The sequence below is a fragment of the Streptomyces sp. NPDC087310 genome (genome assembly GCF_044744405.1).
GTDB lineage: Bacteria > Actinomycetota > Actinomycetes > Streptomycetales > Streptomycetaceae > Streptomyces.
In genome coordinates, this window is sequence record NZ_JBIUYF010000001.1 from 693,535 (window position 1) to 719,520 (window position 25,986).

The following is a 25,986-nucleotide window of genomic DNA, read 5'->3' on the forward strand; positions in this document are numbered from 1 at the left end:
CGGCTTGCCGTGGCACCCCCACGCCACGCACCATGGCCTCTCGTGACCACAGCCCCCCTCCGTTCGATCCGCTCGATCCTGCCGGACCTCTCCCCGTTCCGCTCCTCCCGGGACTTCCGGCTGCTCTGGGTGCAGGGGCTGGTGACGACCTTCGGCAGCTTCATGGCGATGATCGCGCTGCCGCTCCAGATCAAGGACCTCACCGGATCCCCGCTGGCCGTCGGCGCGATGGGCGCCGTGGAGCTGGTGCCGCTGATCGTTTTCGGGCTGTACGGCGGGGCCCTCGCCGACGCCGTCGACCGGCGCCGCGTCATCCTGCTCACCGAGGCGGGGCTCGGTCTGCTGGCCGCCGTCCTGCTGATGAACGCCCTGCTGCCGCAGCCCCTGCTGTGGCCGCTGTACGTCGTGGCCGCCGGGGTCTCCGCGCTCGCCGGGCTCCAACGGCCCGCGCTGGACTCGCTGATGGCCCGTATCGTCCCGCACGACCAGCTCACCGCAGCGGCGGCGCTCAACGCGGCGCGCTGGCAGCTCGGCACGATCGCTGGACCCTCGGTGGCGGGCGTGGTCGTCGCGTACGCCGGTCACGCCCCCGCGTACGGGATCACGATCCTGGGCTTCGCCGCCTCCGTACTCCTCTGTCTGCGCCTGTCGCCCGCGCCCGCCGCGCACGACGCGGAACGCCCGTCGCTGCGCGGCATCGCGGAGGGCGCGCGCTACGCGTGGAGCCGGCCGGTGCTGCTGGGGACGTACGCGATCGACCTGGCCGCGATGTTCTTCGCCTTCCCGAACACGATCTTCCCCTTCCTCGCCGACGAACTGGACGCGCCCTGGTCGCTCGGGCTGATGTACGCGGCGGGCGCGGTCGGCTCGGTGCTGCTCAGCGTGACCAGCGGCTGGACCTCACGGGTGCGGCGGCACGGCCTCTTCGTGGTGTTCGGCGCGGCGGCGTGGGGGCTGGCGATCACGGCCGCCGGGTGGTTCTCCAACATCTGGCTGGTGCTGGTCTGCCTGGCCTTCGCCGGCATGGGCGACACCCTGAGCGGGCTGGGCCGTTCGACCATCTGGAACCAGACGATCCCGGAGGAGCTGCGCGGCAGGCTCGCGGGCATCGAGGTGCTCTCGTACAGCATCGGCCCGCAGCTCGGCCAGGTCCGCGCGGGCGCGATGGCGGGCTGGACGGGGACCAGGCCGGCGATCTGGGGCGGCGGGGTCGCGTGCGTGGCCACGGTGGGGCTGCTGGCGGCGGTGCTGCCGAAGCTGGTGACGTACGACGCGGACACGGACGAGGACGCGCTGCGCCGCCGCGCCCAGAAGGAGGCGACGACGACGGCCGCGCGGGAGTCGCCCGCTCCGGGGGCGATCACGGGTACGGCGACGGAGACGGCGGCGCCCTGAGCACGCGGAAGAGGCGGCGTCCGCGAGGTCGGGGCGGGGGCCGGCGTCCGCGAGGCCGGGGCGGGGGCCGCTGAAGGGCGGGGCGGCCCGGGATCAGCCTCCCGTCCGACCGCCCTGCGAGGTCCCTCCCCGGATCCCCCGGATCCCCCGGGTCCCCCGGGTCCCGGGGCCCCTAAGCTCCCTCCGTCCCGCCCGATCCGCCCGATCCGCCCTTCGACGGGTCGTGCCAGCGCGGATCCGTCTCCCACTCCAGATTGCGCTCCCGCGCCGTCTCCATCGCGTGCTCCGCCTCCTGGCGGCTGGCGTACGGCCCGAAGCGGTCCTTGGCGGGGCAGTCGGGCCCCTCCTCCACCTTCTGGTGCCGCAGGCAGTAGTACCACTCGCCGGGCTTGCCGACCGTGCGCTTCTTGAACAGGGCCATCATCGGCTCCCTTCCTCTGACGTCATGCTGCCCCACCTGGGCCGGTTGAGCCCTGCCATAGACTCGCCGGTATGTCTGGCCAGTCGCTGCTCGTACCAGGGGAGATCTCTCCCGTCCGTTCCGTTCCCGGAAAGATCCGGCGCCCCGAGTACGTCGGGAAGCCCGCTCCCACCCCGTACACCGGGCCGGAAGTGCAGACCGCCGAAACGGTGGAGCTGATGCGGATCGCCGGGCGCATCGCCGCGCAGGCGATGGAGGAGGCCGCGAAGCTCATCGCGCCGGGCGTGACCACGGACGAGCTGGACCGGGTGGCGCACGCGTTCATGTGCGACCACGGGGCCTACCCCTCGACGCTCGGTTACCGGGGGTTCCCCAAGTCGCTCTGCACCTCCGTCAACGAGGTCATCTGCCACGGGATCCCGGACTCGACCGTGCTCCAGGACGGTGACATCGTCAACCTGGACGTGACCGCGTACATCAACGGGGTGCACGGCGACAACAACGCCACCTACTTCTGCGGGAACGTCGACGAGGAGTCGAAACTCCTGGTGGAGCGGACCCGTGAGGCGCTGAACCGTGCGATCAAGGCGGTACGGCCGGGGCGCAGGATCAATGTGATCGGGCGGGTCATCGAGTCGTACGCCAAGCGGTTCGGCTACGGCGTGGTCCGCGACTTCACCGGGCACGGGATCAACTCGTCCTTCCACTCCGGGCTGATCATCCCGCACTACGACAGCCCGCACGCCACCACGCTGATCGAGCGGGGCATGACGTTCACGATCGAGCCGATGCTCACCCTCGGCACGTACGAGCACGACATGTGGGACGACGGCTGGACCGTGGTGACGAAGGACCGCAAGCGGACCGCGCAGTTCGAGCACACGCTCGTGGTGACGGAGACGGGCGCGGAGATCCTGACACTGCCCTGAGCCGGACGTACACACGTACGCCTCGCCTGACGCCTGACACCTGACCGCGCGAAAACCCCGGTATTGCCATGTGGCGATGCCGGGGTAACGTTTTTACCGACAGGACGTCGGGAACCATTGACTTAGGTAAGCCTAAGCAAGAGTATCGGTCCTGGCGGCCGTACGTCGTATCCGCTGCCGGTCCGTCTGCCAGTCCGTCCTTCCCGTCCCCCTCGGTCTCCGGAGGCCCGCCTTGGACGCAACCGCCACCGCCGCCACCCCCTTCTCCACGCTGATCCGGGTCGCCTCGCACGAGAAGCACGACGAGGCGAACGCGGCGCCGTTCATGAGCAACCTGCTCGGCGGCCGGCTCGGGGTGGACGCGTACGTCCGGTACACGGAGCAGCTCTGGTTCCTGTACCGGGCACTGGAAGGCGCCTCCGGGGCGCTGAAGGAGGACCCGGTCGCCGGGCCCTTCATACAGAACGAGCTGGCGCGCACCCCCGAGCTGGAGCGCGACCTGGCACATCTGGGGGGCGCCGACTGGCGTACGGGGCTCGAACCGCTGCCCGCGACGGCCGCGTACGCCGCACGGGTCGAGGAGTGCGCGCGCGAGTGGCCCGGCGGATTCGTGGCGCACCACTACACGCGTTACATGGGGGACCTCTCCGGCGGCCAGATCGTCCGCGACAAGGCGGAGAAGACCTATGGCTTCGCCCGCAAGAGCGACGGCGTACGGTTCTACGTCTTCGAGGGGATCTCCAACCCGGCCGCCTTCAAGCGCGGATACCGGGAGCTGCTGGACACGATCGCGGCGGACGACCTGGAGAAGCAGCGGATCGTCGACGAGTGCAAGCGCGCGTTCGACTTCAACGGGGCGGTGTTCGAGGAGCTGAGCGCGGAGTTCCCGCTGAGCGCGTAGGCGTACGCAGGCGTACGTACGGGGGCCGGCCAGCTCAAGCGGCCCGGGGCCCCTCGGGGCTCAGAGGGCGTGCTCCGTGAGCAGCCGGACGCGTCCGCCGATCTCGATGGTCCCGTCGGGGCCGGGGGCGGTGATGAGCTGCGAACCCCGGCCCTGCGTGATGTTCAGCGCCCGCCCGAGGCGCGCCGTGAGCAGCAGGGCCGCGGCGCCGGTCGCCTCGTCCTCCACGATGCCGTCGTCCCGGCGCGGGAAGGCCCGCGCCCTGACCCGCCCCGCGGCCTCGTCCTCCCAGGCCCACGCGTACAGCCACCCCTCACCGGGCGGCGGCGCGGGCAGCGCCTCGACCTCGGCGGCGGAAGCGCACTGCTCCAGCGCGCGCGGCGGCGCCCACTCGGGGCGCGCGGTGATCCAGGTGAACTCGCCGTCCTGCCGCACCCAGACCTCCCCGGCGGGCGGGTTCACGGCCTCCAGATCGAGCAGCCACGCCGCGCCGACGAGCGGATGCCCGGCGAACGGCAGCCTCAGCCCGGGGGTGTAGATGTCGACCACGCCCCGGTCGGGGTCGTCGACGAAGACGGTCTCGCTGTAGCCGAGTCGGGCGGCGATGGCCTGCCGGGCCGCCGGGTCGGGGTGGTGCCGCCCCTCGCGGACGACGCCGAGCATGTTGCCGTGCCGGCCGTCGGCGCCGCAGAAGACGCTGAGCACGTCGATGTCAGCGGCGGTCGGAGTCGCAGTCCCAGTCCCAGTCACGCACGCATTCAAACATCACCCCCCACGTACGGCTGCCACCAGCGCCCCCTCCCCTTCCTTGCCAACCGGAACATCGTTCCGTATCGTCGAAGTTGAACGATGTTCCGTTTACGCGGCGGAGTGCGCCGCGGCGGGCCACCACACACCTGGGGAGTTTCATGAAATACCGCACACTGGGCCGGACCGGCATCAAGGTCAGCCCGTACTGCCTGGGCGCGATGATGTTCGGCGTCGCCGGGAACCAGGACCACGAGGACTCCGTCCGGATCATCCACCAGGCGCTGGACGCGGGCATCAACTTCGTCGACACCGCTGACGCCTACTCGCGCGGGGAGTCCGAGGAGATCGTCGGGAAGGCCCTCAAGGGCCGCCGGGACGCGGTGGTGCTGGCCACCAAGGCCCACCTCCCGATGGGGGACGACCCCAACCGGCGGGGCAACTCGCGGCGCTGGCTGGTCCGCGCGCTGGAGGACTCCCTGCGCCGCCTGGGTACCGATCACGTCGATCTGTTCCAGGTCCACCGGCCCGCGCCGGACACCGACGTCGAGGAGACGCTTTCAGCCCTCACGGACCTCGTACGCGCGGGCAAGGTGCGGGCCATCGGCGCCTCCACCTTTCCGGCCTCGGACATCGTGGAGGCGCAGTGGGTGGCCGAGCGGCGGGGGCTGGAGCGGTTCCGGACCGAGCAGCCGCCGTACTCGATCCTCAACCGGGGAATCGAGCGCGAGGTGCTGCCCGTCTGCGAGCGGTACGGCATGGGCGCCCTGGTCTGGAGCCCCCTCGCGCAGGGCCTGCTCACCGGTCGGTACCGCAAGGGCCTGCCGGCCGACAGCCGCAGGGCGAGCTACGGCTACAGGCATCTGACCGACGAGCGACGGCTCGACACGGTCGAGCGACTCGTCCCCGTCGCCCAGGACGCCGGAATGTCCCTGACGCACCTGGCGATGGCCTTCGCGATCGCCCACCCGGCCGTCACCTCCGCGATCATCGGCCCGCGCACCATGGAACACCTCGACGACCTGCTCGCGGGTGCGGAGATCGCGCTGACCGACGAGACCCTCGACCGGATCGACGCCGTCGTACCCCCGGGCACCGACATCGGGACGCTCGACATGGCCTTCAACCCGCCCGCCGTCGAACAGGCCCGCCTGCGCCGCCGCCTGCCCGAAGAACGCTCCGCCGCCTGACCTCGCGCCGGCTACTGCCCGTCGCCGGCGTCACGCAGCAATTGCCGGACTCCATGCTCCGGGCGGTATCCGAAGGCGTTCGCGGCGGCGGTCGAGTCGTACACCCGGTCCAGATGATCGGGCACCGGCCACCCCCGGTCGCGGAACCCGGCGAGGACGTCCGGGGCCCGGTCGGCGATCACCGTGCCCGCATCGCCGTACCGGGCGAGGCAGTCCTCCCGCCGGAACGGGTGCGGCCCGGACATGTTGAACATGCCGGTCACGGTGGCGCGCTCCACTGCCAGGCCCCCCGCCGCCGCCACATCGGCCACGTCGGCCGCCCGGTGCAGCAGGTGGGCGGCCGGCACTGGCAGCGACTCCCCCGGCGGGGGCTCCTTTATTTTAAGATTCTTCGCGGCGAGAGCGCGTTTTTCTGTAGCGCATAACACCTATCCCCAGAGCGGGCCCGGCGAGAATACCAGCGGTCGTACCCCACGCCTCCCCAAGAGAAGCGCCGGCCAAGGTCCGCACCACCGCAATGGCCAGATAGAGTGCTGCGAAAACCAGGAAGAAGCCCGCCCAGGGACCTTTCCAAGCACTGGAATCTCTCACCTCAGGCATACACGGTCACTTTCCTTCATGGTGGTGGACACACTCCTCGGGCGCCCCGCCCGCTGCGGCCCGGTGGACAGATCACCCGTCGCCTCACAGACGGCGGCTACAAGGCTCCGGTCCGAGTTCCGAGTGCTACCGGCGATAGGACCTCCTCTCCTCCACATAACCCCGGACGATGGCGAGAGTGGCCACACAGGCGACAGCCACCAAGATCCACAAAGTAGTCTCCGACTCGCGCCAGAAGACGAAGAGTGGTGCTGCGACAGCACATCCCACGAGCGCCAGAGCTCCCACCGTTATCCGTCTCCGGCCCCTCAAGGGGCGCACCGAGCCAAGCGCGTCGGTGAGGTAGTAGTAGCTCTTGCCCTGGTGGTCATGGAGTTCAGGGCGCCCCCGGGCTCACGGTTGAATCCCCTGTCCCTACCGCCCGTTGATGTCGCGGACGGACCGAGCGGGCCGTTGTGGAAGAAGGTGTCACCGAAATTGAAATCGCTGGCTCCGGAACGAAAAATCATCGCCGCGTCAACACCACTATCAATGCGACCAAAAAGGCAAGCAAGACCAGTCCGATTCCCCAGATGGGCAAACTTGCGGCAGAAGAAGGCATGATCATCGCCCATCACCTCTCACAAAGACAAACCATCCCGCAACAGCGATGAGAATTGCTCCGATAACGACGGGGAGGAAACTCCTCCCGCCTTGAGCATTGCTCACGCCAGTGACGACCAACAGCAATCCGCACAATGCGGCAATCGCTGCACCTGCAAGAAAGATCGCTCGTCGCATATCCGTTCCCTTCTTGACTGGAAGTGGCCCCGGAGGTCCGCCAGCCTCCGGGGCCACCCGTGACTAGTTCTGACTGACCGCTGTGGTAGCCCCGGCAGCGCCCGCCGCTAGTACGGAACAACCGGTCAACCCGGCACCCACAGAGACACCCAATGTGGCGAAGGAACCTGCCGCAGCCCCAGTCATGCAGAGGCCCTCCACGCCTATTCCGGTGAGCATGCCCATCTTGGTTGCGTTGGCGCTCTCCGTATTTCCCGTCAGAGTGTCACTGACGAGACTTGCCCAGTCCCCCATACCCGTGACTGTTCCGAAGCTGATGAGTCCGTCTGGGTCGATGCGGTTGACGGGGTCGCCTTCGGCGTAGAGGTAGGGGTTCTTTTCCTGGCCGGAGGGGTCGGGCTGGGTGAAGCGGGCGATGTTGGGGTCGTAGTAGCGGGCGGCGTAGTGGTAGAGGCCGGTGGGGTCGTGGTAGCCGCCGGCGAACTGGTAGGGCTGCGGGACGGATTCGGTGGTGGCGGCGCGGGCTACACCTCGGGGGCTGTAGTAGTACGCGTTGACCTTGGTGCCGGATTCGTCGGCGACGGCCGCGACCGAGCCGAGCGCGTCGGTGAGGTAGTAGTAGCTCTTGCCCCCGGTGGTCATGGAATTCAGGGTGCCCCCGGGTTCCCGGTTGAATCCCGTGTCCGTACCGCCGGTTGATGTGGCGGAGAGGCCGAGCGGGCCGTTGTGGAAGAAGGTGTTGCCGAGTTTGATGCGTTCGCTCTGGTCGGTGGAGCCGTACTGGCCCGTGTAGGTCGTGCCGCCCGCGGTGAGGGAGGTGAGCTGGGAGTGGTCCGACCACTTCTCGGCCGTGCGGGCCAGGGTGGTGGTGGAGGCGCCCGCGGTTTCGTTGCCTGCGGCGTCGTAGGACCAGCCGGTGCTGTTGCCGTTCTTGGCGGTGAGCTGCGAGGCGTCGTCGTAGCTGAACTGCGAGCCGGAGCCGGGGCAGGTGCCCGTGTCGGACTGGGAGGTCAGGTTGCCGGCCGCGTCGTAGCAGTACACCCAGGTGACCTTGAGCGCGGTGCCTTCGGTCTCCTTGGCCAGGGTCATGCGTCCGGCCGAGTCGTAGGTGTAGGTCTGGGTACGGCCCAGGGTTCCGTCGGCGCGGGTGCGGATCTTCGCGGTGTCCTTGGCGCCGTTGGCGTAGGAGTACGTGAAGTCCGTCAGCGTGCCCTTGGCCGAGGTGGCCTTGATGGTCTTGGGGCGGCCGGAGTTGTCGACGGTGACCGTCTGCACCGTGCCACCGGGATAGGTGGTTTTCGTGCGGACGTCGTTGTTGTTGTACCCGTAGGAACTCACCTTGCCTGTCGGGTCTTTGAGCTCCTTGAGCTTGTTGACCTCGTTCCAGGTGTAGTCGATGACACCGGCGGGGTCCTCGTACGTGTCGACGTTCCCGGCCGGGGTGTAGGTCAGGCGGGTCTGCGAACCGTTCTGGAGGGTGCGCACGGTCTCGCGGGAGAGCGGGTCGAAGTCGTACTTCACCACCCCCGTGCCGTCCGAGCGCTGCTTGAGGTTGCCGTCGCCGTCGTAGGCGTAGCTGACCGTCGCGTTCGGCGAGGACACCTTCACGACCCGGTCGCGGTGGTCGTAGACGTAGACGGTTTTGATGCCGCGCCCGTCGGTGACGGTTTCGGGGCGGCCCGCGCTGTCGTACGTGTACGTGGTGGCGCCCTGCGGGGCGGGCGGGGTAGCCTTGGTCAGGTTACCCTTGGCGTCGTAGGTGAAGGAAGTGCTCTTGGAGCGGGCGTCGGTGGCTTTGCAGCGCTGGCCCTGGAAACCGCCGCAGGTGGCGGTGGCCGGGTTGTGGTCGAAGGTGCGGGTGCCGCCGCCCGTGCCGGTGACCGCGACGGATGTGGTGTTGCCCGCCGTGTCGTACGTGTAGCTGGTCTTCTCGTCGTCCGCGGTGGTGAGCGTGCCGGGCAGGTCGGCGCCGGCGATGGTCTGGTAGCCGGTCAGCGACGAGGTGGCGCCGGTCGGCAGCTTGGCCGAGGTGGGGTTGTTGCGTGCGTCCCAGCCGTACGCCGTGACGTTGCCGCCCAACCCGCCCGTGCCCATCGCGTCGGCCGCCGTGTCGACGTTCAGGTTCGTGTCGAAGGTCTTCGACCGGGAGTGGCCGAGCGCGTCGGTCACCTTCGTCACGGCGCCGTCCGCGCGGTGCTCGTACTTCGTGGCGTGCTGCTCGGGGTCGGTGACCGTGGTCGTACCGGCCGCCGAGGGTGAGGTGGCGCTGTAGGCGTAGGTCCAGGTGGGGCCGGTGTGTCCGGAGCCGTTGAAGTCGGTGGCGCGGAGCATCGAGGTGACGCGGTTGGCGGCGTCGTAGGTGAAGACGGTGACCCGGCCCTCGGGGGTGGTGATCTTCGTCAGGCGCCGGGAGGAGTCGTATCCGAACTGCGTCGCCTTGCCCTCGGTGTCGGTGGTCCTCACCAGGTCACCGGTCGAGTTGAGGTCGAAGACGGCGGTACGGCCGGTGTGGTCCTTGGCCTGCCACTGCGAGGCGTCGGTCTTGAGCAGGTCGACCCAGCGGCCCGAGCGGGTCTCGGTGACCTTGAAGCCCTTGTGCTCGCCGCCGCCGTCGTCGTGCTGGGTGACGGTGATGGTGCCGTTGTTGCGGTCGGTGACCTTCGTCAGCGTCCCGTTCGCGTCGTAGGTGTCCTTCGACCCCGACTTGCGGTCGGTCAGGGTGTAGGTGCCGTCCGCGTTCTTCTTCAGGTCCTTCGCGTACCCCGTCGGGGTCTTGTACGTGCCGTCGGCGTTCCGCGTGAAACGGGCCGCGTCGCCGGTCGCGCCGTAGAGGACGACCTCCGCGTCGAAGATCTGCGCGTACCGCTCGTACCCCTGCCACCAGCGCTGCGAGACCTTGCCCCACGGCGCGTCCGACGAGTTGTACGTACGGGACAGTTGGAGGTTCTGGCCGACCCCCGCGACATCGAAGTCGGTGCCGGCCAGCATCAGATTGCCGTTGGAGTAATTGACCCGCGCGACCAGCGCATCGGTGACCCGGAAGTCGGAGACCTGATGCCACGGCACCGCGCCCTGGCCCTCCGGCACATACACCGACGGCGCCGCCGCACGGGCACCGCCGCGCGCCGCCGCCTCCCCCGTAGAGGCAGAAGCGGAGGCGGAGGAGGAACGTTCCTGCTGCGCCGCGCGCCAGGCGGCGACCTCCGCCGACGGCTCCGCCTCCGCCACGGGGGCGACCGGCCTGGTCGCCCCCGTCCGCACCGGCGGTACCTGCAGCGCCGGGGCACTCCCGCCCCACACCGACCCCGGCCCGGACGGATCCGCGGCCGGCGCGACGGGCACGACCGGCGCGGCCAGCGCCGGAAGCGCCGAGGCACCGAGCGCGGCGACCACCATCGCGGCCGTCAGCGAATGCGTCATGGAATGTCTGTAATGGGCACGCCGATTGGGCGCGCCGAAAGCGCGTATGCGCACTGTTTCCCCCGATGAAACGTCAGCACCCGCAGCCTCATTGGCCACGGAGAGCCACACGCTGTCACAGACCCTTCACAGAAACGACAAGGTCCGAAAGCGGATGGTTCACGCCAACCAGAACAAGCCGAACCAGCCGCCCGGGTTCCACCCATATAGTCGCCGCGCAGCAATATTTGCCATGCGGGAACTGTCTGTAGCTTGATCATGAAGTTGGCTGAAAAGTGAGTACCTGGCACGCCGACTCACCGGGTGATCGGAACATCACGGTCAAGATCAGTCATGCCCGGTCCGCACCGGGGAAGGGGCAGATCACGCCCGCACTCCCGGACGCACCCGTCCGACCAGCGCGAACTGTCTCCAGGGGGAATCCATGAACGGCCACGCCCCACCCGAAAGATCCGGCCACCGCCGGTACGACACGGCGACCCGACGGGCCGGCCAACTCCTGTGCTGGACCCACGGCCTGGCCATGATCCTCACCGCCACCGAAGCACTGGCTCACCCCTCACCCGCCTGGTGGCCCTCCCTGTGGCCGACCGCCTGGGCCCTCACCGGCCTGTGGCTCCTCCTCTGGACCGGCCTGCGCGTGGCTCAGAAACGCGCGAGCAGCCGAACGACCCAGGAGACCGGAGAAACGGACACCACGGAACCCGGCACCGCCTTCGACCGGGCGGCCTGAACCCCGGGAGGAACCGGACTCAGGCCGCCATGAACCGGCCCAGCTCACGCGCCTTCTGCCGAAGTGCGGCCTCCCACACCTCCGCCGAGGAATGCATCGACGGGTTCCACAACGTCCGGTCACCCATGTCGTACTACTGGCTCACCGTGTCCTCTTCCTCCTGGTCGGCAGCGAACAGGGTGACGGGGACGCTGAATCCCGGGCAAGTTCCGGCAAGTCCCTCGTTCGACGGGACGGTTGAGGGCAGGCTGTGATCCATCGATCCGCGCCTTCAACCGGAGGTAAGCATCATGGCCCTGCGTAAGCTCGGCAAGGACCCGGAGAGCCCGAGTGGAGGATCGCCCACGGTCTACTTGGACGAGGAGACGGACAACTACCTCGTCCAAGGGCTCAAGGTTCTCGACAGCGAACGGCTCGATCAGATGGACATCCCCAGCCACGAGTCGGTGGTGGAGATCCCCCGACGCATGGTGCGGTTCTTTCTGGAGGTGAAGGGTGACGGAGATTCCGACGTTTGAGGATCTGTTCCGCGACTGCCAGGAAAGTGCCGTCCATCTGGAGATGCGCGACGCCTACATGAAGTCGGACCCGGCCTTCATCTCCTGGAGCGCCGGGGAACTCCTCGACCCCGCAGAACAGTGGGCCGACTGGCACTCCCTCGTTTCCGAGGCAACCTCACGCGGGGTCACCGTACGGCGAGCACGAATCGTCTCCGAGCCGATCAGCACCTACGTCCGCTTCGAATACGAGGTGACGGACGGGCTGAACATCTCGGCCGGCGAGAACGTCCGGTGGCTGTCCCGCCGGAAAGCCACCGGAATCGCTCTGCCCGGCAACGACTTCTGGCTCTTCGACTCAGATCGCGTCCTGGTGAACCACTTCGACGGCGACGGCGAGAATCTGGAACTCGAACTCACGGCGGACGCGAACGTGGTGAAGCTGTGCGCGTCGGCCTTCGACTCCGTGTGGGAACGAGCCGTTCCACACATCGAGTTCCGCCCGCTCTGACCACGGGGAGTCATCCGATTCACCCCCATCCGACATGACGTCACCCTCTTCGAGCATCCAGGAGGCGAGGAAGAACCTCGGTCGACGCCTGTGCGAGATCCGGCTTGACACAGGACTGACCAAAAGGGCGCTGGCCGCTCTCCTGGGCTGGCACGAATCAAAATGCTCCCGCCTCGAAAGCGGCGCTCGTGGCCCCTCGGAAGCGGACATACGCGCTTGGGTGGCAGCGTGTGGTGCGGCGCACCTTGCCGAGGACCTCGTCTCCACGGCGCGCGGAATCGACGGCATGTACGTCGAGTGGCGTCGCATGGAGCGCTCCGGCCTGAGGCGCGCCCAGGAATCCGTGCTTCCCCTGTGGGAACGAACACGGCGGTTCCGTATCTACTCGTCGTGGCTCATCCCCGGCCCCCTGCAGACCGCCCCGTACATCGAAGCCCTCCTCACGTCGATCCGCGACCGCAGGGGCCTCCATGACGACGTGCGGGAAGCGGTCGAGGTACGGGTGGAAAAGCAGCACATCGCCTATAAGGGAAATCGCCGCTTCGCGATCCTCCTGGAGGAAAGCGCCCTCCGTCACCGCATCGGCGGAGCCGCGGTCATGGCCGGACAGCTCGGGCATCTGCTGAGCATGGCTTCGCTCCCTTCGGTGAGTCTCGGAATCATTCCGCTCGACGCCGACCGATCAGGCATCTGGCCGGTTGAGGGATTCTTCCTCTTCGACGACCACACAGCCAATGTAGAATTGGTATCCGCCCACCTGACAATTACCCAGAAGCACGAACTGATCCTGTACGCGAAGACATTCACGGACCTCTCCGGCCTCGCTGTGCACGGGTCCGCCGCCCGCGAGTTGATCACGGCGGCTGGCGATTCCCTCGCCTGACCGGCAAGTCCCGGCACACAGGTGGAGCCTCACCTCCCTCCCTTCCTAGCGTTGTCGGCACGATCAGAAGGAGGAGTATCCGTTGGAAACCTCGGAGCGTGTAAGGCTCGACACCTACTTCGGCAGGATTGCCCGTCGGTTCGCCCCCGACGAGCGCCTTTCCTCGATCCTCGTCACTCATCTGCTGCCCGAGCGCCCGTCCTTCGTGCACGCGGTCAGTGTCGTTTCAGATCTGCGGGCAGTCCTGCCGAAGCCGAAGTCCATCAACCTCGCCGCGCGCCGCACCGTTGAGGCGGCGTTCGCGGTCGACGCGCTGTCGCGTGAGATGTTCGCGGACCCCGACACCGCGCTCGCTTACCTGGAATCCAGGACCGCCGGTGAGAACGTCGTCCTCCTGGACGTGGGCGGCTATTTCGCGCCGACGCTCGACGAGGTGTCCGAACGCTTCTCCGGGAACATCCTCGGCGTGGTCGAGGACACCGAGAACGGGCACAAGAGGTACAGCGAACGTGACAAGCTTCCCTGCCCGGTCGTGTCCGTCGCGAGAAGCCCGCTCAAGGACCCCGAGGACTTCCTCGTCGGTCAGAGCGTCGTCTTCTCGACAGAAGCTCTCCTTCGGCAGCGAGGCGACATCCTGCACGGCCGCCCCGCTCTGGTCCTCGGCTTCGGCAAGTTGGGATCGAGCATCGCCCGCCTGCTCCACGCCAAGGGGGTGCACGTCACGGTGTACGACATCGACGCCGTACGACGGGCCCAGGCCCTGGCACAAGGCTTCGGTGTCGCCAGGGACAGGGAGGCGGCGCTGCACTCCGCGGGACTCGTTCTGTGCGCCACCGGAGCCCTCGCGCTACGCGGCGAGGACTTTCCGACACTCCGGAACGGGGCCTACGTCGCCACGGTGACGAGTTCGGAGGACGAGCTCGAACTCGACGGCCTGCCGAGCGGCTACCTCCGTCACAGCGCCGGCAAGTACGTGACCCGCTACAGCGCGACGGGCCACTACTTCTACTTGCTGAACGGAGGAAATGCGGTCAACTTCATCCACGGCGCCAGCGTGGGACCGTTCATCTTCCTCGTTCAGGCCGAGATCCTCGCCGGGTTACAACTCCTCGCCAGGCGGGAGCTGGGGTGCTCGATGCACGAGGTCTCGGCCGGTCATCGCGCCGTCATCGCCGGAATCTGGCTCGACCACTACAACAGGTGATCATGAACATCACGCAGGAACACATCCGCGACACCACTGTGCAGTACGCGCAGGCCCACCCCGAGGAGAGGCCCGCACTCGCCCGGCTCCTCGAACTCCTCGACCAGGACGCCCCGGTCACCAGCCGCAAGGAATTCCGCGGTCATGTCACAGCCGGGGCCGTCCTGGTCGATCGGACCGGGAATGTGCTGTTCATCCACCACAACGCCACCGGCAGATGGCTCACCCCCGGCGGCCATCTGGAAGCCGAGGACGAGAACCTGATGGGCGCCGCCCTGCGCGAGCTGGTGGAGGAGACGGGTATCCGTGCGGGCATCGCCCCCGTCGGGACGACGCCGATCCACATCGACGTACATCCGATCGACGCCAATGAGGCCAAGGCCGAACCCGGCCATCAGCACTTCGACTTCCGGTACCTGTTCCGTACGGAGGACAGCGCGGTCCCGGTCGGCGATCTGGAACTTCAGGCCGAAGAGGTCAGTGGCTGCGCGTGGCGGAGCGTCGACGCCCTCTCCGACGAACGGTTGCGTGGCCGGGTCTCCGCGATGCTGGGCTGACGGGAGCGGAACGAGGGAGAGCGTGGGGCGGGTTCGGGCCGAGGAGGGGCCAGGGGTGTCTCGCGGCCCGCACCCGCCGCCGTGGTGCCTCTGTTACGCCGTGCCCTCTTCCGTCGGTCGGCGGCGGCGTGCCGCGTAGACCGCTGCCGCTCCCGCTGCCGCGATCGCGCCCGCCGCGCCCAGGAGGGCGCCGGTGGGGATGTCGGAGCCCGTGGAGGCCAGGGCGCCGCCCGTGCCGCCGACCGTGCCGCCGCCCACCGTGCCGCCCGTGGTGCCCGAGCCGCCTGTCGTGCCGCCCGAGGTGCCGCCTGTCGTGCCGGGGAGGTTCGCGTCGGCGTCCAGGGAGATCGCGAGGGTCAGCGGGTCGAGGGGTGTGGCCTCCGGGTACATGCCGCCGAACGCCTTGGTGCCGTCGGCGGTGAGCGTCGCCGGGACGGCGTTCAGGGTGACGACGCCGTCCTGGGCGGCCGGCAGGGTGGCCGGGACGTCGAGGGTGGCGAAGGTGAGGTCCTTGTACGAGGAGACCTTGTGCGTCTCGCGGTCCTTGGTGGAGACGTCCGCGACCAGCGTGCCCTTGCCGTCCTTCACGGTGACCTGGAGGCCGCTGAGCCGCAGGTCGAGCACGTACGTACCGTCGGACTCCTGGTGGCCCAGGAAGCGGACCGTACCGCCGAGGGAGGCGTCGAGGGTCCCCATGGCCGCGTCGAAGGCGCCGGTGGCCTTCGGGAAGCGGTAGGCGGCGCCGCCGGGCTGGGTGGCGCCGTCGCCGAGTTCGACCTTGCCGGAGGCGATCGGGCCGGTGACGTACGACCGGAACGATTCCTTCACGCCCCAGTCGAGGTGGCCGTCGACGATCGCGCCGTCCTCGGCGGACGGGGCCCGGCCCGGGGCCGTGACGCTCGGGCTGGGGATGGGCCCGGCGGGCTGGGTGGGCCGGGTGGTCGGCGCCGTGGAGGTGGGGGGCGGCGTCAGGGTCGGGGTCGGGGTCGGGGTGGGGGTCGGTGTGGGGGTGGGAGTGGGGGTCGGGGAGGAGGCCGCCTCGTATCCGACGGAGAGAGTGGCCTTGTCGAGTTCGGTGCCCTCGGCGTACATGCCGTTGAACGCCTTGGCGCCGTCGGCGGTCAGTTCGGCGGGGATGTCCTTGAAGACCATCGTGCCGTTGGCGTTCTCCGGGCGGATGCCCGTCAGGTCGATCGAGGCCAGCTCGATGTCCTCCTGGGTGGCGCCGTTGAGGGTGACGTCGGCCTCGATGGCGCCGCTCGTCCCCGAGGTGACCAGTCCGACGTCGGCGATCTTGATGTCGAAGCCGTGGGCGGTGGAGGAGAAGCGGACGCCGCCGTCGAACTCCGTCGCCACGTCGTTCGTCGTGGAGTCGTACGTGCCGGTGCCGTTGACAAAGGTGAACGGTCCGTTGCCGGTGGCCTGGGTGGCGCCGTCCGAGGGGGTGATGGTGCCCGCGGCGATGCCCGTCACGTACTTACGGAAGGACTCCTTCAGGCCCCACTCCAGGGTGCCGTCCTTCAGGACGAAGTCCGGGGCGGCGGCGGGTGCGGCGGCCGGCGCGGCGCCGAGGCCGCCCGACGCGAGCGCCGGGAGGGTGAGCACGGTCGCGCCGAGGGTGACCGCCGTCGCGATGGCGGCGGCGAGAGCTACGGGTCGGCGAGTGGCTGCCATGGGCGGGGTACTCCTCGATGGTGTGAGGCATGACGTGTCAGGGAGGGGCAAAGCGGGATCGTCAGCTCGCGTCGGGCGGGCCGGTGGGAGCGGAGGAGTGGGACGCATCGTCCGACGCCGTGGCCGCACGGCGCCTGCGCGCCACGAAGACCGTGACTCCGGCGGCCAGGACCACCCCGGCGCCGATCGCCGCGTACGTTCCCGCGCCCACGGAGGAGGACGACGACGAGGACGACGTGGTCTCGGCACCGGTCGCGGCGGTATCCGTACCGGACGGCGTGGGCGCCGGGGTGGCCGTCGCCGCGTCGCTGCCCAGGTCCGGCAGCGCGGGGAGCTTCGCCTTCGGGTCGACGGTGACGGCGAGCGAGACGGGGTCCATCTCCGTACCGGCCGGGTAGAGGGAGCCGAAGCTCTTGGCGCCCTGTTCCGTCAGTTTCGCCGGGGTCTCGGTGAGGGCGGCGAGGCCGTCCTTCGGTGTGAAGTCCTTGGCCTCGAAGGTGACGAGGGGGACGGCCTTGCGCGGCGGGCTGCCCTCGGCCGCGTCGGTGACATCGGCGGAGAGCGTGCCCTTGCCGTCCTTCACCGCCACGGCGACCTTGCTCAGCGTCAGGTCGAGCCGGGTGCCGGTGAAGCGGACGCTGCCCGCGAAGTCGGCGTCCAGAGTGCCCATCTTCGCGTCGTACGAGCCCTTGCCCCGGGGGAAGCGGAAGAGCGCGCCGCCGTCCTGGGCGCCGTCGCCGAGCGTCCACGTGCCCTGGGCGATGGAGCCGGTGACGTACTCGCGGTACGTACGGCGGACGCCCCAGTCGACGGCCGCGTCCTGGAGTGCGGCCGCCGCGGGCTTCTCCGGTGTCCCGGCGCCCTTCTTCTTCTCCTCGGCGTCCGGTGACGTGGTCGCCGTCGGCGCCGCCGTCCTCTTCGCCGCGGCGACGTCCACGGAGAGGCTGACGGGGTCGAGCGCCGTACCGGCCGTGTAGTACCCGGCGAAGGCCGTCGCGCCCTGTGGGGTGAGGGTCGCCGGGACGTTGCTGAGGGCGATCGGCGAGGAGCCGCCGCGCATGTCGATCCCGGAGAGGTTCAGCGAGGCGAACGGGACCTGGGAGGACGTGGTGACCTTGCCCGAACCCTTCGCCTTGCTGACCAGGTCGGCGTGGAGGGTGCCCTTGCCGCCGGAGATCCGCACGGTGGGGCGGGAGATGCTGAGGTCGAGTTCGTACGAGCCGTCGGACTTCTGGTGGCCGACGAACCGTACGCCGCCGGAGAACGCGGAGCGGAAGGCGCCGCTGTCCGGGTCGTACGAACCGGTCGCCGAGTGGAACCGGAACTGGCTGCCCACCGTGGCCGCTCCCCCGGTGAGGCCCCAACTGCCTTGCGCGATGGGCCCGGTGACATAGCTCAGGAAGGAGGATTTGATGCCCCAGTCCAGCCTGCCGCCCTGCACCGTCCGGTCCGCCGCGTGCGCGCCGGCGGCCGGGAGCAGGGCCGGCGACAACACCATGAGGAGCGCCACGAGCAACATGCCGGGGATCCCGCCGGGGTACCGGGCGGAGAACCCGACGCGGTACGGACGCACGGGTCTGAAGGACAGCATGGGGTCACTCCCGCATCTGGACGTGAAACAGCCTCAGGGCCTGGCAACCGAGGTAAGGCTAACCTAAGCTACTCCCAGCCTGTGCCGGAACCCTTCCGCCACAGAAGCCTCGAACTCGACTCGAACTCGAACTCGACGAAGGACGGTGCACTCCGTGCGCAGATCACGCCTGGCGGGTGCGCTCGTCGCCGTGCTCACCCTCGCCCTGGCCGCCACCGGTTGTGGCGGAAACAGCTCGGGCGGAACAGGTGGTGCAGGTGGTTCGGGCGGTACGGAGCAGCGCGCCCGGGCCGTCGACCGGGTGGAGCCGCTGGCGGCGGTCCCGGAGCCGCGACTGCCCGTCACCGTCGGCTCGGCGGACGGCAGGAAGGTCACCGTCACCTCCACCGACCGGATCGTGCCGCTGACCGGATCGCTGAGCGAGATCGTCTTCACGCTCGGCCTCGGCCAGCGGGTCGTGGCCCGCGACATCACCGCCACGTTCGAACAGGCCGCGAAACTGCCCGTGGTCACACGCGCCCATGACGTCTCCGCGGAAGGCGTGCTCTCCCTCAGGCCGACCCTCGTCCTCGCCGACACCACCACGGGCCCCGCCGAGGCCGTCGGGCAGATCCGGGCGGCGGGCATCCCGCTCCTCGTCGTCGAACCGGCCAAGAGCCTCGCGGATGTCGGCAGGCGGATCGACGCGGTGGCCGGGGCACTTGGCGTCGCGGCGGCCGGGACGGAGCTGAAGGAGCGTACGGAGCAGCGGATCGCCGCCGTACAGAAGGACATTCCGGCCCGCGAGGGCGAGCGGAAGCCGCGTGTCGCCTTCCTCTACCTGCGCGGCTCGGCCTCCGTCTATCTGCTCGGCGGCGCGGACTCCGGGGCGAGTTCGCTGCTGGAGGCGGCCGGCGCGGTCGACGCGGGCAAGGAGTCGGGGCTCGCGAAGGACTTCACCCCGATCACCAGCGAGGCCCTGGTGAAGGCCGCGCCCGACGCGATCCTGGTGATGACGAAGGGGCTCGCGTCGGTGGACGGGCTCGACGGCCTGGTGAAGATCCCGGGGGTCGCGGAGACACCGGCGGGGATGGACCGCCGGGTCGTCTCCGTCGAGGACGGGGTGCTGCTGAACTACGGCCCGCGTACGGACGAGGTGCTGGCGTCGATCGTCGAGCAGCTCTACGCGGACGAGAAGTGACCACCAGTTCCGCCGCGCGGCCCCCGGAAGGGGCAAGGGTCCCGGAGGGGTCAAGAGCCCCGAAGGCGCCGCCGCACGCCGCGGACGGTCCCGGCACCGATCCCGACCGCGGCGTGCGGCGGCCCCGTGCCACCGCCGTCCTCACCGCAGGGCTCCTCGGCGGGCTCGTCGTCCTCTGCCTGTTCTCCGCCGGGATCGGCGCGTACGACATCCCCCTCGGGGACGTCCTCGCCTCCCTCCAGCACCGGTTGGGGCTCGGCGGCGCGGCGCTCGACCGGGTCGGGGAGAGCGTGCTGTGGAACGTACGGCTCCCCCGCGTCGTCCTCGCGCTGCTCGTCGGCGCCTCGCTCGGCTGCGCGGGCGCGCTGATGCAGGGCGTGTTCGGCAATCCGCTCGCCGAGCCGGGCGTCATCGGGATCTCGTCGGGCGCGGCGGTCGGCGCGGTCGCCTCGATCGCGCTGGGGCTGAGCTTCTTCGGCAACTGGACGGTGACGGTCTGCGCGTTCGTCGCGGGGCTGGCGACGGTCCTGCTGGTGTACGCGCTGTCCCGCTCGGGCGGCCGTACGGAAGTGGTCACGCTCATCCTCACCGGCATCGCGGTCAACGCGTTCGCGGGCGCGCTGATCGGGCTGTTCGTCTTCTTCGCGGACAGCGCGCAGATCACCCAGATCACCTTCTGGCAGCTCGGTTCGCTGGCCCAGGCGACCTGGCCGAAGGTGCTCGCGGTGCTGCCGTGCGCGCTGGCCGGGCTGGTGATCGCGCCGCTGGCGTCCCGGAAGCTGGACCTGCTCGCGCTCGGCGAACGGCCCGCGCGTCACCTGGGCGTGGACGTCGAGAGGCTGCGGGTCCTGCTGGTGCTGGTCGTCGCGCTGCTGACCGCGGCGGCGGTCGCGGTGGCCGGGATCATCACGTTCGTGGGGCTGCTCGTCCCCCATCTGCTGCGGATGGCGAACGGCCCGGGTCACCGCTTCCTCGTCCCGGGCAGCGCGCTCGGCGGTGCGCTGATCCTGGTGGCGGGCGATCTGGCGGCCCGTACGGTGGCGGCGCCCGCCGAGCTTCCGCTGGGGGTGCTGACCGCGCTCTTCGGCAGCCCGTTCTTCTTCTGGCTGCTGCGCAGGACCCGTCGTAGGCAAGGTGGTTGGGCATGAGCCTGCGGGCATCCGTCGGGAGTCTGTTCGCCGCGCGGGGGCGCGCCCTGCCCTCCCCCGTCGCGCCCGGCTCCCCCGTCGCCGAGGTCACCGGGCTCCATCTGCGGCTCGGGCGGCGCGAGGTGCTGTCCGGGATCGAGCTGACCGCGCGCGCCGGGGAGGTCGTCGCCCTCGTCGGGCCCAACGGGGCCGGGAAGTCGACCCTGCTCGCCGCGCTCGCCGCCGATCTGCCGGCCGACCGGGGCACCGTACGGATCGACGGGCGCTCCGTACGGGAGTGGTCCCCGGCCGAACTGGCCCTGCGCCGCTCCGTGCTGCCGCAGGCCGCCACGCTCTCGTTCCCCTTCCCGGTCGCCGATGTCGTACGGATGGGCCGGGCGCCGTGGGCCGGGACCGTACGGGAGGACGAGGACGACGAGGCGGTCGCAGCGGCGATGGCGGCCACCGAGGTCGCCGGTTTCGCCGCCCGCCCCTTCTCCGCGCTCTCCGGCGGCGAACGCGCCCGAGTCGCGCTGGCGCGGGTCCTCGCCCAGCGGGCCCCGCTGCTCCTGCTCGACGAGCCGACCGCCGCGCTCGACCTGCGCCATCAGGAACTCGTGCTGCGGCTCTGCCGGGAGCGTGCGGCGGCGGGCGACGCCGTCGTGGTGGTCCTGCACGATCTGGGGCTGGCGGCGGCGCACGCGGACCGTACGGCCGTACTGCACGACGGGCGGATCGCGGCCGAGGGGCCGCCCGCCGAGGTCTTCCGCGACGAGCTGCTGAGCCGGGTCTACCGCCAGCCCGTGGAGGTCCTGCCGCACCCCCGTACGGGCGTTCCGCTGATCGTGCCCAAACGTCCCGGCTGACGCTGCCCCCTTGACCACCGCGCGCCCTTCTTGACCGCCGCACACCCTTCTTGACCCTGGCTTTGCCCTGCCGTGGGGCGGCCGAGGGGCTGCTGTGACCTGCCCGTGTCCGGGTGTCACTCCGGGGCGGGAGTGAGAGCTGAATCACTGGACGAAGGGGTACCACTCAGGTAAGCCTAAGTTAAGTTGAGCGCGCCGCCTTCTCCATCCATATCGGCATTACCACCTCGCATTCCCTTTGTTCCGTTGCGCCTTGCTTGCCCCGTCCCGTTGCCCTGCCCCGTTGCCCCTGTTCGGATCCCATCCGTTTCCCGCCCCTCGTGGAGCCCCGTATGCGACCTGCCCGTCTCTCCGTCGTCACCGCCACCGCCGCGGTGCTGGCCCTGACCGCCGTCACGGGGTGCGCCGAGAAGAGCGAATCCAAGGGCGGCGCGGGCGCCGTCCAGGTCACCGCGAAGGACGACGCCTGCGAGGTCTCCTCGAACGAGTTCCCCGCCGGCCATCTCGAACTGGCCGTCGAGAACAAGGGGTCCAAGGTCACCGAGGTCTATCTCCTCTTCCCCGACGACCGGATCGTCACCGAGCGCGAGAACATCGGCCCCGGTACGAAGGCGAAGATCACCGCCGAGGTGAAGTCCGGTACGTACGAGATCGCCTGCAAGCCCGGTATGAAGGGCGACGGCATCCGGCAGAAGGTCACCGTGACCGGCGGTACCGCCGCCAAGCGCAGCCCGGAGATGGACGCGGCGGTCGCCGCGTACCGCCGTTACGTCCAGGAGCAGGCCGATGCGACGCTGCCGAAGGTGAAGGTCTTCACCGACGCGGTGCGCGCCGGTGACCTGGAGGTCGCGAAGAAGGCGTACGCGCCGTCGCGGATCGGCTGGGAGCGTACGGAGCCGGTCGCCGAGTCCTTCGGTGACATCGACCCGAAGGTGGACGTGCGCGCCGACGGCCTGGAGCCGGGGCAGAAGTGGACGGGCTGGCACCGGCTGGAGAAGGAGCTCTGGCAGGACAAGAAGCTCGGCCCGGACGCGAAGCCCCTCGCCGACGCCCTCGACAAGGACCTGCTCGACTGGCAGAAGCGCGTGGGCCGCGCCGAGATCACGCCGACGTCCATGGCCAACGGCGCGAAGGAACTCCTCGACGAGGTCGCCTCCGGCAAGGTCACCGGCGAGGAGGAGCGGTACAGCCACACCGACCTCGTCGACTTCAAGGCCAACGTCGAGGGCGCGGAGCACTCGTACGAGCTGCTGAAGCCGGTGGCCGCGAAGAACGACCCGGCGCTGGTGACCGAGCTGGACAAGCAGTTCGCCGCGCTCGACACGCTGCTCGACACCTACCGGGAGGGCGCGGACGCCAACGGCTCGGCGGACACGGCCGGTTCGGCGGACTCGTACGCGTTCACGTCGTACGAGAAGGTCGGCAAGGCCGAGCGCAAGGAGCTGTCGGACGGCGTCAACGCGCTGGCCGAGCCGCTCTCGAAGCTCGCCGCCGCCGTGGTGAAGTAGGCGACCGCGCGCGATGTCCGGCACCGATGAGATGAACGACGAAGCGAAGGGCCAGGCCCCGGCCGTCCCGTCCCCGCCCGCCCCGTCCCCGGCCGTCCCGTCGCGGCGCGCCCTGCTCGGCTGGGGCGGTGCCGGGCTCGCGCTCGGGGCCGCCGCGGCCGGCGGCGCCGTGGCGGTGGTCCGGGGCGGGGACGCCGCCGAGCCCGCCGCCGACAGCGGCGCCGCGGTGCCCTTCCACGGCGCGCACCAGGCGGGGATCGCCACGCCCGTCCAGGACCGGCTGCACTTCGCGGCGTTCGACGTGACGACGGACGACCGTACGGAACTGGTCCAGTTGCTGAAGGACTGGACGCGGGCCGCCGAGCGGATGACGGCGGGGCACTCGGTCGGCGAGGGCGCGTACGGCGGTCTCGCCGAGGCGCCGCCGGACGACACGGGCGAGGCGCTGGGGCTCAAGCCCTCCCGGCTCACCCTGACCGTGGGCTTCGGCCCCGGGCTCTTCGCCCACGGCACGGAGCGCACGGACCGGTTCGGTCTGGCGGCGCGCCGGCCGGACGCGCTGGTCGACCTGCCGAAGTTCCCCGGCGACCACCTCGACCCGGCGCGCGGCGGCGGCGATCTCTGTGTGCAGGCGTGCGCGGACGATCCGCAGGTCGCCGTGCACGCGATCCGCAATCTGGCCAGGATCGGCTTCGGGAAGGTCGCGGTGCGCTGGTCGCAGCTCGGCTTCGGCAAGACGTCGTCGACGACGCCCGGCGCACAGACCCCGCGCAACCTCTTCGGGTTCAAGGACGGCACCAGCAACATCGCCGTCACCGAGACCGCAGCGCTGGACCGGTACGTCTGGGTGGGCGGGCGGGCAGGCGGGCCGGAGGGGGCAGGCTGGCTGACGGGCGGCTCGTACCTCGTCGCCCGGCGGATCTCGATGCGGATCGAGAGCTGGGACCGTACCTCGCTCCAGGAGCAGGAGGACGTCTTCGGCCGGGACAAGGGCGAGGGCGCGGCGGTCGGCAGGGCGCGCGAGCACGACAAGCCGAACCTGGCGGCGATGCTGCCGACCTCGCATGTACGGCTGGCCCATCCGGAGTCCCACCACGGGGTACGGATGCTGCGCCGCGGCTACTCCTTCACGGACGGTACGGACGGGCTCGGCCGGCTCGACGCGGGGCTGTTCTTCCTGGCGTACCAGCGGGACGTGCGGGACGCGTTCATCCCCGTACAGCGGTCACTGGCGCGCTCCGACGCGCTCAACGAGTACATCCAGCACGTGGGTTCAGCGGTCTTCGCGATCCCGCCGGGCGTCCGGGACAAGGACGACTGGTGGGGCCGGGCACTGCTCACCTGACCTGCGCATATTCGCAAAGGAGTTCCGACGTGTTCGGAAACTATCTGATCGGCCTGCGCGAGGGGCTGGAGGCGAGCCTCGTCGTCTGCATCCTGATCGCGTATCTGGTGAAGACGGAGCGGCGCGACGCGCTGCGGCCCATCTGGACCGGTATCGGCGTCGCCGTCGTGATCGCGCTGGGCTTCGGCTTCGGGCTCGAATTCGGCTCGCAGGAGCTGACGTTCGAGGCGCAGGAGGCGCTGGGCGGCTCGCTGTCGATCCTGGCCGTGGGGCTGGTGACCTGGATGGTCTTCTGGATGCGGCGTACGGCGCGGCACCTCAGGGCCGAACTGCACGGGAAGCTGGACGCCGCGCTGCGGATGGGGACGGGCGCGCTGGTCGCGACGGCGTTCCTGGCGGTGGGCCGGGAGGGGCTGGAGACGGCGCTGTTCGTGTGGGCGTCGGTGCGCGCCTCGTCGGACGGTACGCACGCGCCGCTGATCGGGGTGCTGCTCGGGATCGCCACCGCGGTCCTCCTGGGGTGGCTCTTCTACCGGGGCGCGCTGCGGATCAATCTGGCCAGGTTCTTCACCTGGACCGGCGGGATGCTGGTGGTCGTGGCGGCGGGGGTGCTCGCGTACGGGGTCCACGACCTCCAGGAGGCGCGCTTCCTGGGCGGGCTGTCGGACAGGGCCTTCGACATCAGTACGACGATCCCGCCGGACAGTTGGTACGGCACGCTCCTGAAGGGCGTCCTCAACTTCCAGCCGGACCCGACGGTGCTTCAGGTCACCGTCTGGTTCCTGTATCTGGTCCCGACGCTCGCGGTGTTCCTGGCCCCGGTAGGGTGGCGAACCGTTCGTACGGGTCCAGGTATGCGTACGGGACCTGGTAGGCGTCAAGGAGCAGAGGCGGCCGATGAGCAGGCGGGGAAGGCCGATGCGGGGGACGGGCCGGGCAGCAGGCCGGGCGGTGGCGGCCCTCGCGGCGGTGACGGTGCTGTCGCTGACGGCGAGCGGGTGCGTGACGGTGCACGGGGAGCTGGCGGTCCTGCCGTCGGCGGACCGGAGTGAGGCCGAGCGGGCCCTGAAGGATTTCACCGACGCGTACAACGCGGCGGACAAGGCGTACGATCCGGCGCTCGACGCGGACCGGGTGACCGGCGCGCTCGGCGCGATCAACCAGGCCGGTCTGAAGGCACGTTCGATCACCTCCCCGAACGGGAACCCCGCGCATCAGCCGCTGGAGCTGGGCGACGCGAAGTTCACGATCCCGAAGAAGGCCGGCTGGCCGCGCTGGTTCGTGGCGGACACCGACAGCAACCGGGACCAGGACAGCGGCGGCGAGCAGGACACCCGCTGGGTGCTGGTCTTCCTGCGCAACGGGCCCGGCCAGAAGTGGGAGGTCCCGTATCTGACGATCCTCGCGGCGGACGCGGTCCCCGAGTTCAGGACGGACGGCGAGGGCTGGGGCGAGGCGGTGGAACCGGGCAGCAAGGGCCTGTCGGTGGCGCCGAAGGATCTGAGCGCGGAGTACGCCTCGTACCTGGAGGACGGCGAGCCGGACCACTTCGCGGACGGACCGCACACCAGCGAGTGGCGGGAGACCCGCAGGCAGAAGGAGCGGCTGCGGGGTCTGACGACGCAGTACGTCGACCAGGCGGCCAGCAGCGGCGACTTCGAGCCGCTGGGGCTCGCGACCCAGGACGGCGGCGCGCTGGTCTTCTTCGCCACGCGCTACTTCGAGCGGCTGACGGGCGCGAAGGGCGTCAAGCCGGAGCTGGGCCCGGACGTGAAGGCGCTGACGACGGGCGAGGTGACGAACACGCTCACCAAGGAGTGGATCTCCAGCCAGGTCGTCCTGGTCCCGCCGGCCGACGCGGGCGACCCGAAGGTGACGGTGGCGGGACGGCTCCAGGGCGTCATCGCGGCGAAGGGCTCGTAGGCGG

Annotated in this window: 24 protein-coding genes; 18 read left to right on the top strand and 6 right to left on the bottom strand. The window is 70.0% G+C overall.

Annotated elements, in window-relative coordinates; translation table 11 throughout:
- Positions 1-42: 42 nt before the first annotated feature.
- Entirely contained in the window at positions 43-1,395 is a 1,353-nt protein-coding gene (locus ACIO3P_RS02635) for an MFS transporter (protein ID WP_401850470.1), read from the top strand.
- Positions 1,396-1,567: 172 nt separating this feature from the next.
- Here ACIO3P_RS02635 and ACIO3P_RS02640 read toward each other — a convergent pair whose 3' ends face one another.
- A complete protein-coding gene (locus ACIO3P_RS02640) occupies positions 1,568-1,816 on the bottom strand; it encodes a hypothetical protein (protein ID WP_401850472.1) in 249 nt (82 codons plus the stop codon).
- A gap of 71 nt (positions 1,817-1,887) precedes the next feature.
- Between ACIO3P_RS02640 and map the strand changes: the two genes are divergently transcribed.
- Both map and ACIO3P_RS02650 read left to right on the top strand, forming a co-directional pair.
- Positions 1,888-2,745: a type I methionyl aminopeptidase gene (gene map / locus ACIO3P_RS02645; RefSeq protein WP_401788248.1), complete on the top strand. Its 858-nt coding sequence runs from the start codon at positions 1,888-1,890 to the stop codon at positions 2,743-2,745.
- 232 nt (positions 2,746-2,977) lie between these two features.
- Complete coding sequence (locus tag ACIO3P_RS02650) at positions 2,978-3,646, top strand: heme oxygenase (biliverdin-producing) (RefSeq protein WP_401850474.1); 669 nt, start codon at positions 2,978-2,980, stop codon at positions 3,644-3,646.
- 60 nt (positions 3,647-3,706) lie between these two features.
- Here ACIO3P_RS02650 and ACIO3P_RS02655 read toward each other — a convergent pair whose 3' ends face one another.
- Positions 3,707-4,396 carry a PhzF family phenazine biosynthesis protein gene (locus ACIO3P_RS02655; RefSeq protein WP_401850476.1) on the bottom strand — a complete coding sequence of 230 codons (690 nt, stop codon included), beginning with the start codon at positions 4,394-4,396 and terminating at the stop codon, positions 3,707-3,709.
- 158 nt (positions 4,397-4,554) lie between these two features.
- Between ACIO3P_RS02655 and ACIO3P_RS02660 the strand changes: the two genes are divergently transcribed.
- On the top strand, positions 4,555-5,583 hold the full coding sequence (locus ACIO3P_RS02660; RefSeq protein ID WP_401850478.1) for an aldo/keto reductase: 1,029 nt from the start codon (positions 4,555-4,557) through the stop codon (positions 5,581-5,583).
- 11 nt (positions 5,584-5,594) lie between these two features.
- On the opposite strand, the gene ACIO3P_RS02665 is transcribed toward ACIO3P_RS02660, so the two are convergent.
- The gene (locus ACIO3P_RS02665) at positions 5,595-5,930 is read right to left on the bottom strand and encodes a hypothetical protein (RefSeq protein WP_329825876.1); all 336 of its coding nucleotides are present in this window, start codon (positions 5,928-5,930) and stop codon (positions 5,595-5,597) included.
- 708 nt (positions 5,931-6,638) lie between these two features.
- Between ACIO3P_RS02665 and ACIO3P_RS02670 the strand changes: the two genes are divergently transcribed.
- A complete protein-coding gene (locus ACIO3P_RS02670; protein ID WP_329825875.1) occupies positions 6,639-6,836 on the top strand; it encodes a hypothetical protein in 198 nt (65 codons plus the stop codon).
- A gap of 190 nt (positions 6,837-7,026) precedes the next feature.
- Here ACIO3P_RS02670 and ACIO3P_RS02675 read toward each other — a convergent pair whose 3' ends face one another.
- The gene (locus tag ACIO3P_RS02675; protein ID WP_401850479.1) at positions 7,027-10,383 is read right to left on the bottom strand and encodes an RHS repeat-associated core domain-containing protein; all 3,357 of its coding nucleotides are present in this window, start codon (positions 10,381-10,383) and stop codon (positions 7,027-7,029) included.
- 424 nt (positions 10,384-10,807) lie between these two features.
- On the opposite strand from ACIO3P_RS02675, the gene ACIO3P_RS02680 reads away from it, so the two are divergent.
- The 6 genes from ACIO3P_RS02680 to ACIO3P_RS02705 all read left to right on the top strand — a co-directional run bounded on the left by ACIO3P_RS02680 (position 10,808) and on the right by ACIO3P_RS02705 (position 14,768).
- Positions 10,808-11,116, top strand: a complete 309-nt coding sequence (locus ACIO3P_RS02680; protein ID WP_401850480.1) for a hypothetical protein — start codon at positions 10,808-10,810, stop codon at positions 11,114-11,116.
- Between the two features lie 290 nt (positions 11,117-11,406).
- The gene (locus tag ACIO3P_RS02685; RefSeq protein ID WP_401788270.1) at positions 11,407-11,634 is read left to right on the top strand and encodes a hypothetical protein; all 228 of its coding nucleotides are present in this window, start codon (positions 11,407-11,409) and stop codon (positions 11,632-11,634) included.
- Entirely contained in the window at positions 11,612-12,124 is a 513-nt protein-coding gene (locus ACIO3P_RS02690; protein WP_401788271.1) for a DUF6879 family protein, read from the top strand. Before ACIO3P_RS02685 ends, ACIO3P_RS02690 begins: the two co-directional genes overlap by 23 nt.
- A 34-nt stretch (positions 12,125-12,158) precedes the next feature.
- Entirely contained in the window at positions 12,159-13,007 is an 849-nt protein-coding gene (locus tag ACIO3P_RS02695; protein WP_401850481.1) for a helix-turn-helix domain-containing protein, read from the top strand.
- 82 nt (positions 13,008-13,089) lie between these two features.
- Positions 13,090-14,211, top strand: coding sequence for an NAD(P)-binding domain-containing protein (locus ACIO3P_RS02700; protein ID WP_401788276.1), 1,122 nt, complete (start codon positions 13,090-13,092; stop codon positions 14,209-14,211).
- 2 nt (positions 14,212-14,213) lie between these two features.
- Positions 14,214-14,768 (top strand): NUDIX hydrolase, encoded by a 555-nt coding sequence (locus ACIO3P_RS02705; RefSeq protein ID WP_401850482.1) that lies wholly within the window; start codon positions 14,214-14,216, stop codon positions 14,766-14,768.
- 93 nt (positions 14,769-14,861) lie between these two features.
- Here the strand turns inward: ACIO3P_RS02705 and ACIO3P_RS02710 are convergent, their stop codons facing one another.
- Both ACIO3P_RS02710 and ACIO3P_RS02715 read right to left on the bottom strand, forming a co-directional pair.
- Positions 14,862-16,442, bottom strand: coding sequence for an HtaA domain-containing protein (locus ACIO3P_RS02710; RefSeq protein ID WP_401850483.1), 1,581 nt, complete (start codon positions 16,440-16,442; stop codon positions 14,862-14,864).
- 61 nt (positions 16,443-16,503) lie between these two features.
- A complete protein-coding gene (locus ACIO3P_RS02715) occupies positions 16,504-18,033 on the bottom strand; it encodes an HtaA domain-containing protein (RefSeq protein WP_401850484.1) in 1,530 nt (509 codons plus the stop codon).
- A gap of 145 nt (positions 18,034-18,178) precedes the next feature.
- On the opposite strand from ACIO3P_RS02715, the gene ACIO3P_RS02720 reads away from it, so the two are divergent.
- From ACIO3P_RS02720 to ACIO3P_RS02750, 7 genes are all read left to right on the top strand, one after another.
- The gene (locus ACIO3P_RS02720; RefSeq protein WP_401850485.1) at positions 18,179-19,213 is read left to right on the top strand and encodes a hemin ABC transporter substrate-binding protein; all 1,035 of its coding nucleotides are present in this window, start codon (positions 18,179-18,181) and stop codon (positions 19,211-19,213) included.
- Positions 19,214-19,326: 113 nt separating this feature from the next.
- Positions 19,327-20,361 carry a FecCD family ABC transporter permease gene (locus tag ACIO3P_RS02725; RefSeq protein WP_401850487.1) on the top strand — a complete coding sequence of 345 codons (1,035 nt, stop codon included), beginning with the start codon at positions 19,327-19,329 and terminating at the stop codon, positions 20,359-20,361.
- Positions 20,358-21,206 (top strand): heme ABC transporter ATP-binding protein, encoded by an 849-nt coding sequence (locus ACIO3P_RS02730; RefSeq protein ID WP_401788287.1) that lies wholly within the window; start codon positions 20,358-20,360, stop codon positions 21,204-21,206. The genes ACIO3P_RS02725 and ACIO3P_RS02730 overlap by 4 nt, the downstream gene beginning before the upstream one ends.
- A gap of 332 nt (positions 21,207-21,538) precedes the next feature.
- Positions 21,539-22,714, top strand: a complete 1,176-nt coding sequence (gene efeO / locus ACIO3P_RS02735) for an iron uptake system protein EfeO (RefSeq protein WP_401850489.1) — start codon at positions 21,539-21,541, stop codon at positions 22,712-22,714.
- Between the two features lie 31 nt (positions 22,715-22,745).
- A complete protein-coding gene (gene efeB / locus ACIO3P_RS02740) occupies positions 22,746-24,059 on the top strand; it encodes an iron uptake transporter deferrochelatase/peroxidase subunit (protein WP_401850869.1) in 1,314 nt (437 codons plus the stop codon).
- Positions 24,060-24,088: 29 nt separating this feature from the next.
- Entirely contained in the window at positions 24,089-25,111 is a 1,023-nt protein-coding gene (gene efeU / locus ACIO3P_RS02745) for an iron uptake transporter permease EfeU (RefSeq protein ID WP_329821424.1), read from the top strand.
- Entirely contained in the window at positions 25,029-25,982 is a 954-nt protein-coding gene (locus ACIO3P_RS02750) for a hypothetical protein (protein WP_329821433.1), read from the top strand. The genes efeU and ACIO3P_RS02750 overlap by 83 nt, the downstream gene beginning before the upstream one ends.
- The last annotated feature ends 4 nt before the right edge of the window (positions 25,983-25,986 follow it).